The 13,371-nt window shown below is 33.8% G+C and carries 16 protein-coding genes; 11 read left to right on the forward strand and 5 right to left on the reverse strand.

What is annotated here, in order from left to right:
* Nucleotides 1-96: 96 nt before the first annotated feature.
* From BN985_RS14110 to BN985_RS14125, 4 genes are all read right to left on the reverse strand, one after another.
* Complete coding sequence (locus tag BN985_RS14110; protein ID WP_042224204.1) at nt 97-864, reverse strand: ABC transporter permease; 768 nt, start codon at nt 862-864, stop codon at nt 97-99.
* Nucleotides 848-1,783 (reverse strand): ABC transporter ATP-binding protein, encoded by a 936-nt coding sequence (locus BN985_RS14115; protein ID WP_042224206.1) that lies wholly within the window; start codon nt 1,781-1,783, stop codon nt 848-850. The genes BN985_RS14110 and BN985_RS14115 overlap by 17 nt, the downstream gene beginning before the upstream one ends.
* Nucleotides 1,784-1,862: 79 nt before the next feature.
* On the reverse strand, nt 1,863-2,558 hold the full coding sequence (locus BN985_RS14120) for a response regulator transcription factor (RefSeq protein ID WP_042224207.1): 696 nt from the start codon (nt 2,556-2,558) through the stop codon (nt 1,863-1,865).
* On the reverse strand, nt 2,518-3,468 hold the full coding sequence (locus tag BN985_RS14125; protein ID WP_042224209.1) for a sensor histidine kinase: 951 nt from the start codon (nt 3,466-3,468) through the stop codon (nt 2,518-2,520). Before BN985_RS14125 ends, BN985_RS14120 begins: the two co-directional genes overlap by 41 nt.
* 434 nt (nt 3,469-3,902) lie before the next feature.
* On the opposite strand from BN985_RS14125, the gene BN985_RS14130 reads away from it, so the two are divergent.
* From BN985_RS14130 to BN985_RS14140, 3 genes are all read left to right on the forward strand, one after another.
* On the forward strand, nt 3,903-4,505 hold the full coding sequence (locus tag BN985_RS14130) for a TetR/AcrR family transcriptional regulator (protein ID WP_042224210.1): 603 nt from the start codon (nt 3,903-3,905) through the stop codon (nt 4,503-4,505).
* A gap of 57 nt (nt 4,506-4,562) precedes the next feature.
* Nucleotides 4,563-5,825: an MFS transporter gene (locus BN985_RS14135; protein ID WP_042224211.1), complete on the forward strand. Its 1,263-nt coding sequence runs from the start codon at nt 4,563-4,565 to the stop codon at nt 5,823-5,825.
* A 148-nt stretch (nt 5,826-5,973) separates the two neighbouring features.
* Nucleotides 5,974-6,834, forward strand: coding sequence for an alpha/beta fold hydrolase (locus BN985_RS14140; RefSeq protein WP_042224213.1), 861 nt, complete (start codon nt 5,974-5,976; stop codon nt 6,832-6,834).
* Between the two features lie 336 nt (nt 6,835-7,170).
* On the opposite strand, the gene BN985_RS14145 is transcribed toward BN985_RS14140, so the two are convergent.
* Nucleotides 7,171-8,019 carry an MBL fold metallo-hydrolase gene (locus BN985_RS14145; RefSeq protein WP_042224215.1) on the reverse strand — a complete coding sequence of 283 codons (849 nt, stop codon included), beginning with the start codon at nt 8,017-8,019 and terminating at the stop codon, nt 7,171-7,173.
* Between the two features lie 338 nt (nt 8,020-8,357).
* Between BN985_RS14145 and BN985_RS14150 the strand changes: the two genes are divergently transcribed.
* The 8 genes from BN985_RS14150 (at nt 8,358) to BN985_RS14185 (ending at nt 13,334) form a co-directional block, all read left to right on the forward strand.
* Nucleotides 8,358-8,900: a nucleoside/nucleotide kinase family protein gene (locus BN985_RS14150; RefSeq protein WP_042224217.1), complete on the forward strand. Its 543-nt coding sequence runs from the start codon at nt 8,358-8,360 to the stop codon at nt 8,898-8,900.
* An 81-nt stretch (nt 8,901-8,981) separates the two neighbouring features.
* Nucleotides 8,982-9,293, forward strand: a complete 312-nt coding sequence (locus BN985_RS19580; protein WP_042224219.1) for a TIGR04104 family putative zinc finger protein — start codon at nt 8,982-8,984, stop codon at nt 9,291-9,293.
* Between the two features lie 72 nt (nt 9,294-9,365).
* Nucleotides 9,366-9,785 (forward strand): hypothetical protein, encoded by a 420-nt coding sequence (locus BN985_RS14160; protein WP_042224220.1) that lies wholly within the window; start codon nt 9,366-9,368, stop codon nt 9,783-9,785.
* 134 nt (nt 9,786-9,919) lie between these two features.
* On the forward strand, nt 9,920-10,348 hold the full coding sequence (locus BN985_RS14165; protein WP_042224221.1) for a DUF3021 family protein: 429 nt from the start codon (nt 9,920-9,922) through the stop codon (nt 10,346-10,348).
* Nucleotides 10,349-10,510: 162 nt separating this feature from the next.
* On the forward strand, nt 10,511-10,987 hold the full coding sequence (locus BN985_RS14170) for a GyrI-like domain-containing protein (protein WP_042224222.1): 477 nt from the start codon (nt 10,511-10,513) through the stop codon (nt 10,985-10,987).
* A 135-nt stretch (nt 10,988-11,122) separates the two neighbouring features.
* Nucleotides 11,123-11,548 (forward strand): hypothetical protein, encoded by a 426-nt coding sequence (locus tag BN985_RS14175; RefSeq protein WP_042224223.1) that lies wholly within the window; start codon nt 11,123-11,125, stop codon nt 11,546-11,548.
* A gap of 162 nt (nt 11,549-11,710) precedes the next feature.
* A complete protein-coding gene (locus BN985_RS14180) occupies nt 11,711-11,896 on the forward strand; it encodes a hypothetical protein (protein ID WP_042224224.1) in 186 nt (61 codons plus the stop codon).
* Between the two features lie 91 nt (nt 11,897-11,987).
* Nucleotides 11,988-13,334, forward strand: coding sequence for a M20/M25/M40 family metallo-hydrolase (locus BN985_RS14185; protein ID WP_042224225.1), 1,347 nt, complete (start codon nt 11,988-11,990; stop codon nt 13,332-13,334).
* Nucleotides 13,335-13,371: the final 37 nt, after the last annotated feature.

A 13,371-nucleotide genomic window follows, 5' to 3' on the forward strand; every position in this document is an offset into this window, starting at 1 on the left:
AACTATTCAAGCACACAACAATCTAATTAAACACTCACAAACAGTAGGACACCATCGTTTGTGAGTGTATTCGTCTCAAAAGAGATTCCCTTCAAGTTATTTCAAATCCTCTTTTAATTTATATGTGGTCGCGATTGTAATAAAGATAATGAGAGAGACCAAACCAATACCTAACACAACGATCAATTCATTTAGGTCATTAAAGTCTTTAATTCTCATAATGGTATTAACTAATAGATAATCGGAAACATATGCTTTATCAAATAGAACAGACTCTAGGCTACTCAAAATCATACCGAATATATTAAGTGCAAAAACAAAGCCAACTATTAAACTAACTAACATCTTCTTTGTAATCATGGCGACACACAATATGAGGACAGAAAACGCCCATTGCAGTAGAAATTGGCTAGAAAGTAATTTTAAGAAGAAGCCGAGATCACCGATCGAACTGTTATCCAGAAATAAATATCGACCAATAAAATCAGATATAATGAGCGTTGCGAGCATTAATAGTGTAAAGAAGGCTTGCATGATAATTTTGGAGACTACGGAGTGAATACGTGCATGTTTCATGGTGATATAGTTTTTGTAATATCCTGAGTTCAGCTCACTTATATAAAAATAAATGGTAAATACCATAATGTACAATAACATCCATGACGGTGTTTGTGATAAGACTGATTGGATAAACTCACTTGCATTCATCTTACTTATCAGTGTCCCAGTTTCAGCCATTGGTTCTTCATACAGACTCATCATAAATACCCCGAAGATTTGGAAGGCACTATAGATGAGCAGGAGCAAATACATAGTTTTATTTCTTACAAAGCGGTGGAAATCCATTTTAAATAAATTGATCACTATATGCCGCCTCTCTTCCTGTACGCTCCAAAAAGTATTGCTCTAATCCTTGCTTATGTTTGCTAATAGAATGAATAGCTATACCCTTGGCACTGAGATGCTTAACGATTTGATGGTTTTCTACTTGTGAATCATAGATATAGATAGTATTTTGGTCATTTACTTTATAATGTTTGATGTTCAATGTTTCTTCTAAAACAGGGGTAACTTCTTTTGCATCATCTATTTCTAGCTCAATTCGTTCTTCGCATTTAAGCAGGAGCTCATCTTTTGAGATGGTTTCCATAATTTTACCTTCGTGGATAATGGCATATTGGGTCGCTACTTTAGACAACTCTTCTAGAATGTGGCTTGAGATGATGATCGTTAAGCCGTTTTTATTAAGCTCCAAAATTAATTCTCTAACCTCTTTAATACCATGGGGGTCTAAGCCGTTAATTGGCTCATCTAAAATAAGAACATCCGGACTACCGAGTAATGCAATCGCAATACCGAGCCTCTGTTTCATCCCCATTGAAAATTCTTTCACCTTTAATTTTTTCTCATTTTCTAATCCAACAAGCTGTAGCAATTTATTGATTTCTTCGTTGGAATTTTTGATTCCATATGCAATCATCATAAGGTTAAGGTTCTGGTATGCTGTGTAAGCGGGATACAGCCCTGGGCTTTCAATTAAGAGTCCCATTCTTTCAAAATATAATTGGTTTTTGTCTGATGCTTCATTAAAAAAATGAATGTCACCTGAGGTTGGATAAAGTAGGCCGCCAATCATTTTAAGTAATGTTGATTTACCAGCTCCATTTTGACCAATTAAACCAAATATATCGCCTTTGTTTATTTTGAAAGAGGCCTTGTGCACAGCGGTTTTCATTTTAAACTGTTTCGTAAGCCCCTTCAGTTCAATTATGGCACCTGACATCTTCTCACCTCCATACTCTAAATAAACATGAAAAAAGTTAATAAATAGCTAAGAAAAGGTTAAGATATTTCAAAGAAAACTAGGGACTTAACCTGAATCCGATCCCCCAAACCGTCTCGATATAGGACTCTTTGTCACATTGCTTTAACTTGTTGCGGATATTGCTTATATGTACGGTAATGGTTTTATCTTCACCAATATAATGATCCTCCCATGCCAGTTCATACAAATCTTGTTTAGTGAACACTCTGGATTTGTTTTTCAGTAGTACTTCGAGAATTTGATACTCCTGTTTCGTTAAGGTTAGCTTTGTACCATTAACCTCAACACTTCTCGTATTCGCATGAAGAATTAAGTTTTTATGTTGATATGACGTTACAGGTTTGTTAATTCCTTTCCGTTTCACATGCACATGAATTCGGGCTAGCAATTCCTCAATCTCAAAAGGCTTTGTGACATAATCATCAACTCCAAGCGCGAATAAACTTAACTTGGTATCCAATTTATCCTTTGCTGACAATACAATGACAGGAATATCCGACTGAAGTTCTGTTCTTAATTGTTGTATAAAAGATTCCCCGGACAGGCCCGGCAGCATCAAATCAAGAATAACCAAATCGTAGTCACGCTGCGTAACGTGAATCATCCCTTCACTTCCGGAAAATGCTTGTGTGCACAGGAGTTTTTCTTGGCTAAGTGCTTTAAATATCACATTGTTGATATGCTCATCATCTTCAATAATTAATATAGTTAGTTGATTTTGCTCGTTCGCCATGGTTCTCCTCCTTCGTTGCTTTTTGAAAACACAAACGCAGGTGGAATCGTTCTTGCAGGATATCTGCGCTCACATCACCTTGCATCTTTTCCATTAACGTTTTGACAATAAAAAGTCCTAGACCAGATGAATGGCTTGTGCGTGCGGCATCCCCTTTGTAAAAAGGAGTAAATATAGAATCAAGATTAATCGATTTAGCATCTCTTATCTCATTTGAAAAGTCTACGATAAATGCATTGCCTTTTTCCTCGCAATGAATCGCCATTGTTCCTTCACCATGTACGAAATAGTTTTTGATAATGTTCTCCACAACCCTTTCAATCGCATTACTATCCCCCATAATGTAAACAGGCGCTTCAGGGAAGCGTATAGTAGGTTCATAACCTTTTTCTGAGAACTCGTCGAAAAACGTAAATAAACGCCGCTTCAATATATTGACTACATCCATACGTTCAAGCTCCAGTAAATATTCTTTGTGTTCGAGTCTCGTATATAAAAATAGTTCATCTAGCAGTTTGTTAATTCGTTCTGTTCTAGTTTGGGCTAGTTTCATATAATGCGTTTTTTCTTGGGTGCTTTCTGTACGAGTGGCAAGCTGTAGATATCCATCCAGCGAAGTAAGAGGGGTTCTTATGTCGTGTGAGAGGCTAACGATTGTTGCATTCATTTCTTCATTCTTCCTAATGAATTGTTGATTCATTTCTCTTTGAGTCCTAAGCATGACGTTACAACTGTCGATTAAATGAGAGATTTCTTTTGGCTTCATCTGGGTTTGAATAAATTTAAAAGAATGATGCTTCGAAATAAAAGCTAGTTGTTCGCCAATCTCTTTAATTTGCCTTTTGTAATACAGTATATAAATTGATTCGAATATAATTAGAAGGAACAACACAATTAACAGGACAACCATTTTTTTCGTCCTTTCTTGTTTTTTAGTTTTTAATCTGAATCGTCTGTTTTTTTATGATATCATATAAATTAAATTTCTCGTGCCTTTTATATTTTCACTAAACAGTAAGGAGGTATTTTAACTAAAGAAGATGTGCCCAAATTTCGAGAAATGATTTAAAAAAAGATTGTACCTCATTCTGTCCAACTTAGAAATTGGCAACGAAGTAGTTTAGAATTAGATGTTCTTAAGCATTTTGGTGCGGATGTAGATTTAAGTCGGAAAGTATTGATCCTAAAGGTGACTGATTGAATTATTATTTTAAGGTGGAATGAAGAATAATGGTTTGCTTGATTGATTAAGTGACAATGTTTCTTGGTTTACATAATGATTAGCTTGAGCTATAATTTTAACGAATGACTAATCAATCATCCGTGAAGTGAGTAGGTGAATTCATGCCTTTATCTGAAGAGCAAAAATTAAATATGGAAAAAAGAAGAGCAAAAATTCTTGAAGTTGCGACTGTTCTTTTTGCGACTGAAGGGTACGAGGGAACAACAATTAAAAAAGTATCTGAAGCTGCTGAGATTAGTTATGGCAGTGTCTTCACTTATTTCAAAGATAAAGAGGAACTTTTTCGTACAGTCGTCTTAGAACCGCTGAATTATCTTTCTGAAGCATTATTTGACTTTAATCCAGATACGAATGATCCAATGAAAGAGCTAGAAAAAATAATTAGAACTCACATTCATGTATTTGCAGGAATGAATACATATCTAACACTTGTTGTTCAAGTAATTGGACAGCATAATAAGTTCCCTGAAATATTCAGTGAACTTGATCAATTTCATAATAAACTATTGGATAAGGTTAGTCGTCTTGTAAAGAATGGACAGAACCAAGGATTGTTAATCCAACAAAATCCATTCACGGTTGCGGCCTTATATACAAGCCTTTTAATTGGAATTCGTTTAAACACTACAGATGCTAGGTTTAGTGAAGCATGGGATAGCTACATTTCATCTATAATGAATCTTTTGGGACCTATTTATAAATAGGTTTTCTTTTTACAAATAGAATGATTGACTAATCGATCGTTTGTAGGAGGTTAATAAATGAAATTTAATTCTTTTAATAAAATAATTCAAATTCGGTTATTGTTAATGTTCATATCTACAACTTCAACTATGGCTGTACTTCCTTATTTAATTATATATTTTTCTAAACATGTCGGGAGTCTAATGACTGGTATTTTATTTTTAATCGTCATGATCTCTAATGTATTAGGGTCTTTATTGGGAGGATATGTCTCTGATAAAACAGGGAGAAAGAAGATTATACTCATTTCCGAGTTAACTATTTTTGTTGGTTATATCGGTGTAGCATTTACGAACTCTACCTGGGGAGTCTTTCCATATATTACATTTATCTTTTTTATTTTAATTCAGTTTAGTCAAGGCGCGGGTAACCCTGCTTATCAGGCTTTAATTATTGATATGAGTAACCCACAAGAAAGAAAATCAATTTATACATATTCCTATTGGATACGTAATATAGGCACAGCTATTGGTAGTATGGTTGGTGCTTTTTTATTCTTTGATTATCTTCTTTATTTGTTTCTAGGAGTAGCTGTGACGACATTATTCTCCTTTTTTATCACTTATTTGTTTATTAAAGAAACATATATCCCAATTTCACAGGAAAAGTATCAAAAAGTGAGTAGTTCACTCGAAATGTTAACGTCATATATTAAAATTATAGGAAATAGAATTTTTGTTATTTTTTCTGTTGCCAGTCTTCTTTTTATTTCAGTTGAAGAACAGTTAACGAATTACATTGGTGTACGTCTTGCAAACGAGATTCCCAATCCAACTCAGTTTGCTTCTTTTCTTTCATTGGAACTGGATGGAGTTAATCTCCTTGGTATATTGAAATCAGAAAATACCATTCTTGTAGTATGTTTCACGATGGTATTAACACGTTTCATAAGTAAAAGAAACGATCGAAGTGTATTAATGATTGGCTTGTTTCTCTTCTTTGCTGGGTATACCATAATAAGTATAAGCCAAACGCCAATTATTCTAGTTTTGGCTATGTTCCTTGCATCAATCGGTGAGATTATGTATATTCCAGTTTCACAAACCATGCTATCTAATATGGTCCCTGATTATGCACGTAGCACTTATATGGCATTTTATTCAATTGCAACCATTCTTGGTGTTAGTACAGCAGGGATTTTTATGATTATAAGTAGTTGGTTACCACCCATTATTTTAACTATACTAATAGGAGTGATGGGTGTAGTTAGTTTAACGCTTTTTTATAATTTAAGTAAGCCACGAAGTGATATCAAAGTCGACTTTAAAAATCTAGTCTAGTTTATGGAATGAAAGACATTTAGAATAATAGATCAACATATTGGTGGTCTGTATTTTTTGGGGGGAATTCGAAAAATTTCGTTAAATAAGTTCTAAAATGACTCTATGCTAACGGGCAGTGATCTTTAAGTTAGAAAGGAAAATAAGGATGGGGAATTGGAATAGAAAATTACTAAAAACACCCCGTGGGGATTTTGAAATATTTATAAAGGGAGAAGGGGAACCGCTTTGTATTACTCACCATTATTCAGTATTTAATCAGACAGGTGATTATTTTGCTGATACATTTACCAATACCAACAAAGTATTTTTAGTAAATTTAAGAGAGGCTGGACATTCAGAGAAAGCAATTGAGCCTTTTCAACTAAGTATGGTCGAATCGATATTTGATTTAGAAGCTATTCGTGAAGAGTTAGGAATTATTAAGTGGGGATTTGCTGGGCATTCAACTGGAGGTATGCTTGGAATCATTTATGGTATTCATTTTTCAAATAGCTTAAACTTTATTGTGACTGTTGGAGCTGCTGCAAGAGAATACGCGACATTCTCAAAGGATTGTATTTTTAATCCAGAACATCCTAAATATTATAGAATGCAGGAACTAATTGAAACTTTAAACCAATCCGATCTATTATCAGAGAAAAGAAATGAACTAAAGGAAGAACGGATGAAGTTATCTTTATTTGAACCTGAGAAATATAAAGAATTATTTTCACGAAACATTCATAAGGATATGCCGGCAATTCGTATGAGCTATTTCAATCGTGAAGTACAGGTATTTGATGTAACGAAAAAATTGGGATTAATATCAGTTCCCACATTAATAATTTGTGGCAGATATGACGTACAGTGTCCAGTAATATACTCTATTGAAATGGGTCAGCTAATACCTAAATCAAAAATAGTTATCTTTGAGAAAAGCAATCATTACCCTTTTATAGAAGAATCAAAGCTATTTGTTAAAGAATATAATGTATTTTTAAAAGAACATCATTCCTTGTTAACCTAAAAAATTGATTGATTTGAGGGATTTTATAGTTGGTATTTCAACTCCTAATTTAGTAGTATTTATCGCTATTTCCTGCACCTGTTAAGGAAATTAATTATCAGAGAAGAAAAGGAATATATCGTTCCGCTTATTGTACTTGTATTAGTTAGAGTTTATATTTTCATTTTTATTTAATGATTGAATGTTAAACGTGGGTTTTATGGGCCACTTAAATTAGGCAGGGAGTATTAATTTTGCACTTGAAAACGTTCAAAATCTATAAATTTAAAAATAAAGGCCACCTCAATTTATAATGAGATGGCTTATTTTTATATCTGATTGCTTTATTCTATAAAATTATTGTGACTGAACAATATGGTCATTAACTAATGCTTTTATGAAAAATAATTCATTTTCATTAGGGTTCCTTATATTTACTGCCTCAAAGGACTCTAATGCATTTTCTAATGAAGTGGACTTTACAACTTGACTTGCTGCTGTTAACTCTTCCCAATACACATTCATCTCATTTAAATCACAGATAGACTCATGACCAAGTAGGAACATTTCCGCATCATATTTTTGTATGTCTTTGATCATAGGCGATAACAGTGATTGCTTGTAATGAAATAAAGAATTTATGGTTGTCCCATATGCACAATCACCTAAAAAAATAACTTTCTCATCAGGAATATAAATGATTGTAGCGTCATCAGTATGAGTACTTTTGATTCTTTCAAGTATGCAAACTTTATTACCTAAATTAATCGTTAATGTGTTTTCAAAGATTACATCTGGAGACTTCAACTGAAAACTCTCCCTGTTTGGCATATCAGTTTGTAAAACCTTCATACATATAGGACTCATCTGATTAGCAGTCACATATTTTTGAAGTGAACGATCGTCATAGGACAAATGTTGCCATTCTTTTAGCATTTCGTTTGTTTGACTATTAACTATAACAGTTGCATCAAATTCATTCATCCCTAGGAAATGATCCCAATGTGCATGGGTAATAACAACATATTTAACTGGTGGTACATCTAGGTTCTCGATTTCTAGTAAAAAGTCCTGAGCATGCTGAGGAGAATTACCAGCATCTATAACTAAACTATATCGGTCACCACATACCAATCCTAATGTTGGTCGTTCTCTATCATCTTCATTTGATGAATAATAAATCGTATCACTTAATCTATTTAACATGTTATTTTCCTCTTTTCTGCTTATTTATTCTATGAAAAAGAAAATCTACATGTTTATTCTAAAGTTACTAAAATAATTTAAGATTTTCTCTGATTACTTTTTTACCATTGGACTAGTCCTCCTTGTCTTAGTTTAAGAAAAGTATAGCATAAACCAAACTATAGATTTGGAAATTTCTAAATATTGATTGTGTTTATTGTGGTATGGGTAGTTCGAAATTCAAGCACCCGTTTTTTAACCAATAGTTTTTTTATTCCAGGTAGGATTAATTGTCATCTTTGTTGAACTTATTGTAATAAGAGTGTTAGTAAAAGACGTTTTATAAATTGGAGGAGTTTATGATAAGAAAATTGCCGATTGTAATTGCAATTGCTGCGGTTTCCGGTGGGGGGAAAACAGCGGTAACTTCTGAATTAAAACGTAAGATACATAATTGTAAAGCCTTATTCTTTGATGACTACGATTTTAACGGACCAGATGATTTTGTTGAGTGGATTGATAATGGAAGTAATCCTGATGAATGGGACTTATTACCACTTATTAAAGATATCCAAAAGTTACTTAATGAACCTCTTGACTACATAATTTTAGATTTTCCATTCTCCTATTTACATAGTAAAACTAGCAAATTCATTGATTATGCCGTGTTTATCGATACTCCATTAGATGTGGCAATGGCACGAAGACTTATTAGAGATTTTAAAAACAGCCCTAATGAGAGTATATTGGAGGGTTTAAATAATTACCTTGTTAGTGGAAGAAGAGGCTATTCAAATATGTTAAAAACAGTAAAACCTAATTCTGATCTCATTGTAGATGGGGAGTTACGTGTATCTGAGATTGTAAATATTATCACTGAGTCGTTAGTAAATATTGAATAACTTTTAAGGGGATTTTTACAGAAACTAAGAAAATTTAAATGCTGATGGTAAAAGTTACTGCAATAAGAGAGGGAGTCTGATATGCAAAAGTGTGAGAAATGTTTTACGAAGTTTAAATGGAAACAAATTTACAAAGCTCACATGAAAAAGCAACCTATAACATGCAAAGAATGTGACACAGAACATGTTTTAGAAACTTCTTCAAAAACCGTATTGTTGATAATAGAAATTCCAATAATTATCTTCATTTTCATTTTAATTAATAAGTTATTATATACGTCGTTTGGTAATTATTCTTTTGCGCTTTTAATATTAATAGGCATCCCTTCGCTTTTATTTCCTTTCTTTGCACGATTAAAATCCAAATATCGTACAAATTATAAATCGGATTAATAGTTATTGAAGTAACGAGCAGTAGACAGCAGTAGAGTTTAAGACAAGACAGATGTTAGTGAGGATTATTAAATGAAATATTTTTTGAAGTTAAATGTGGTTAGTATTCTATGGGCTTTTATGTTCTTTGTTGCTCTTGAACTTATGTTAAATGTATATAGAATTAGCAGATTAACAAATTGGGAAATTGGCACGGTAAATATTTTGATTGGTGTAGTGATTATTGTTGAAATTATAGGTGGTACAATACTAGTTTATTTTTTAACGAAAAATTGGTTGGTTGGACGCAAGGCAAACTTTTGGACAGTAATCCTTTGGCTACCTTATTTTGTACTTTTTGTTTACGTATTCGCATCTTTATTTCCAATAACTAATGGTGGAGACACCCTCAATCCTGCAACTGGTCTTTTAGCAATAGGAGGATTAATAGTGTATCCATTTTTTATACTCCTCCATGTTGGTTTGACAATTGATGATAGTGAAAATAAATAATTAGTATATCAAGCAATAACAAGGAATTAAAAAAGGTGTAATTGTTTGTAAGTTATGGAGGATGATCATGAAAAGATTTCTAGCAGCATTACTATCTACTATTTTGTTTGCAACAATATTTTCTTGGGTTTCCTATGTTCCTAGCAATAGATATTGAGAAGAAAGGAAGAGTTTTTGTGCACCTACTATTAAAGGGTTTGGTTAGAGGTGGAATTCCATTTATTTTATTGGTAATAATTTCGCTGTGGAATAAGTTACAAGGGTCAGTAGATACTTCAAATGCTTACTTTTTTAATGGTCTAATTGTTTTTTTCTTAGGTTTGACTAGTGTAATATACCAAATTGACCATTGGAGTTTTTTAAAACAAATTGCAGCTCATTATTTGGCAATGCTGATTACTGTATTTCCGACTCTGCTTCTTAGTGGCTCTTATCCTCTAAATTCGTTTGTAGATGTAGTAAAGGTATATCTACATTTTAACAAGGTAGGGATTATATTGTTTTTCTCAACGTATTTCATTTTTAAACTGATAAGGAATTTTAATAATGCCAGAGCAGAATGAGCTTGTTTTTCTACTAACGGGTTTTTTAAAACAGGAAGGATTAAATATCAGTTTTGTTGAACTTATTGTAATAACAGTGTTAGTGAGAGACATTTTGTAATTGGAGGAGTTTATAATAAGAAAGTTTCCGTTTGCAATTGCTGCAATGAAGGTGGTCTTAAAATGACAGATACATTTGTACAAAATAAAACTATTAAAGAATTCGGAGAGTTAAAGTTAGTAGGATTTCGGGTTTTATGTTCTGGTGACCAATATATAAACGAAATACCTAAAGCATCACTGTGGCTAGAGGGTCGTATTAATGAAATTAAACACGTGGTTAATCCATTGTTACAATTTGGCGCCTTTGTTGTAGAAAATGAAACTGATGAAGAAGATGGCTACTGGATTTGTGTTGAAGTAAAAGAGTACGAAGATGTTCCTTCTGATATGGTGACTCTAACAGTCCCGGCCCAAAAATATGCTGTTTCAAGATATAAAGGTGCTAATTATAAAATAGTCGATGCTTATAATGATTTACACCGGTGGATTGAAGAGAATTATTATAAAAGGCTAAAGGAAAAATGGCATATAGAAATATATTATAGTTGGCAAGACACTGACAATGTAGATGTGGAGTTATTAGATACTGTTGAGTAGAATCTAATCCCCATTCAGATGTCGAGTGTGAAATCTCATTTCAAGTGTTCTGTGGAAGATCGATGTTTAACTTGTATTCCACAATTGGGTTATTTGCGGAATAAATAATACCTATACTTAAATGGGGTGCATAAAGTGAAGCGGCTAATTTGTAGTGTGGTTATATTTATTTGTTTAGTAGTTATAAACGGATGTAGTGGGTCGGATGGGAATGAGATATTTAAAATTTCCGATGGAGATCCAGTTGTTTTGACCCACGATTTAGAAGGTGGTATGGAAGCAGAACTTAAAGGTGTTCTTGAATATGATAATGAAACGAAATGCTTGTATATTAAGAGCATTATAAAAGATGATCTAAATCCTATTAATGTACCCATTTGGCCAAAGGGTACGAGTGCATATACAGAAAATGATCGACATGGTGTTAAGGTTCCATACCATGGTACTTTCCTTGAAGGAGATACTGTAGTTGGTGGTGGCGGTGGAGTTGAAGTTTCGAATTTAGAAAGTGACTGTCTGGAAAAAGGGATAACGTTTGCGGTTACAAGCATCAATAAATAAAAAGCAAAGTTTGATCGGGTGCAAGGTTCAATAATATTGCTTGTAAATATATGATTAAAGAAATAAGGAAGATTTATTACATAACTAACAGTAAGACTGCCGTATTAACAACGGGTATTGAGAATAAACCGGATTACAAAATAAAAAGAGAGGGGAGTATCAATGGATCCTTTACAATGTAAAGCATGTGGAAGTGATCATTTTGTCCAAGGAAGAATGGGAAACGGAGCTACAAGTGTTAAGCCTATTGATAAGTTATCTGGCGGCTCGTTTATCATGTTGACTTTTTGCAGTGAATGCGGAGAGGTTTCTTCAATTAAGGTGGAGAATCCGAGTAAATTTAAATGATCGAGAGATATATGATGTGAAATTATTATTGCCTTAACCTAGGCAAATGGAGTTCTTGGGGCTGTAAACAATTAATAGAGGAGGATACGTAATGAGTTTAGACCAGGTAAGGGAATTTGTGGAGAAAAATAAAGAGGAATACTTAGAAACATTATTTACATTGTTACGCCAGAAAAGTATTAGCGCCCAAAATATTGGGATGGAAGAAACAAGTGCCATGCTACTTAAGATGTTAGAAGATATCGGAATGGATAGTAGATTAATTGAGACGGATGGTCATCCTGTAGTTTATGGTGAAATGATGAAGGAAGATAATGATTTTACGTTACTCATATACGGCCATTATGATGTTCAACCTGCTGACCCGATTGAGGAGTGGAATTCACCACCGTTTGAACCAACGATAAGAAACGGTAAGATTTATTGCCGCGGTGTTGGGGATAATAAAGGTCAGCTTATGGCGCAAATTTTGGCACTTAAAAGCTACCAGGAAGTTATAGGGGATCTTCCCGTAAATATTAAATTTGTATTTGAAGGAGAAGAGGAAAGTGGGAGCCCGAATCTAGCTAAATTCGTATCCGAATATCGCGATTTATTAAAAGCGGATTTAGTGTATACATCAGATGGACCAATGCATGAAAGCGGGGCGCCATTTGTTTTACTCGGAGTTAGAGGTATGCTCTATGTAGAACTAAATGCAAAGGGATCAGATTGGGATAATCATTCTGGTAACAAAGGAAATATTGCTCCAAATCCAGCTTGGCAGCTTGTTGATCTTCTAGGTACCATGAAGGATGATGATGGCAATATATTAATAGAAGGTTTTTATGATGATCTACAAAAACCTACTGCAAACGAGGAAGAATTGATATCCACTCTACCTTATGATGCTGAACAAGTCGCAGATCAAATTGGATATAAAGGTTTTGATATGACGCGTGAGGAATATTACCGAAAACTAACCCTTGAACCAACTTTAAATATCGCAGGCTTTCATAGTGGCTATGGTGGAGATGGTGCCAAGACAATCATACCTTCTACTGCTAAGGTCAAAATGGATATGAGACTAGTAATTGATCAAGACCCAGATGATATTTTAGAAAAGTTTATTAAACATGTTAATAAACATGCACCTGGAGTAGAAGTGGTGAGTCATGGATCGATGAAGCCATCTCGTACGTCTCCTGACCTGGAGGTTGTAAAGGTTGTTAAGGAGGCAGTTAAGGAAGCCTACCATCAAGAACCAGTCTTACAGCCTAGCCTAGGTGGTAGTTTGCCAGATTATGTATGGACCCAAATTCTAGGAGTACCTTCTGTTATCGTACCATATGCAAATTCTGATGAAGCAAACCACTCGCCGAATGAGAATCTTGATGTGGAGAATTTTTATAAAGGGATTGTTTGTACTTGTTCTGTTATTCGTTCTTTAGGGGAGTAGTTGGACAATAGGTACGAGTCAAAGGTGAATCTACGTA

The sequence above is a fragment of the Oceanobacillus manasiensis genome, from assembly GCF_000724085.1.
Taxonomy (GTDB): domain Bacteria; phylum Bacillota; class Bacilli; order Bacillales; family Amphibacillaceae; genus Oceanobacillus_B; species Oceanobacillus_B manasiensis.